Source organism: Promicromonospora kroppenstedtii DSM 19349, assembly GCF_000515355.1.
GTDB classification, from domain to species: domain Bacteria; phylum Actinomycetota; class Actinomycetes; order Actinomycetales; family Cellulomonadaceae; genus Promicromonospora; species Promicromonospora kroppenstedtii.
In genome coordinates this window covers 3238-3806 of sequence record NZ_KI911706.1, presented here as the reverse complement: position 1 = coordinate 3806, position 569 = coordinate 3238, and the positions used below count along the sequence as shown (strand labels likewise).

Sequence of the window (569 nt, the reverse complement as noted above, 5' to 3'; positions counted from 1 at the left end):
CGGACCCGACCGGCCTCGCCGAACGGTACGCGGCAGGGCTGGCCGCGGGCGCCGACCCCGCGCACCCCGAGCGGTGGGTCCGGCCCGACGAGCACGGCCAGGCCAAGGTCGAGGCGGCCTCGCTGGCCCTGATCCTCGACCTGACGCGCCCCTGGATCTGGGACCGCCTGGCGCCGTCGGCCCAGGAGCACCTGGTCGACTACCTCTCCCCGGTCGTGGGCGACGAGGGCTACCCGGACAACAACTGGGTCTGGTTCCGCATCGTCGTGGAGACCTTCCTGCGCTCGGTCGGCGGTCCCTTCTCCGCCGACGACGTGGCGCGCGACCTTGCGGCGCACGACCGATTCGTCCGGCCCGGCGGCTGGTTCGCCGACGGCCCCGAGCGCAGCTTCGACCACTACACGGGCTGGGCCCTGCACCTGTACCCGGCCATGTGGGCGCGGATGACCGGCGCGGCCGAGGTCGCGCAGGCCGCGGGCGACGACCTGGCTACCCGCTCGGCGTCGGACCGCGAGCACCTGGCGCGGTACCTGGACGACGCGCTCGCCCTGGTCGGCGCCGACGGCGCC

1 protein-coding gene is annotated in these 569 nt (G+C 75.6%); it reads left to right on the top strand.

Translation table 11 applies throughout. The features are described from left to right. On the top strand, positions 1-569 hold a 569-nt coding region (locus PROKR_RS18805; protein WP_036965685.1), incomplete at both ends, for a DUF2264 domain-containing protein.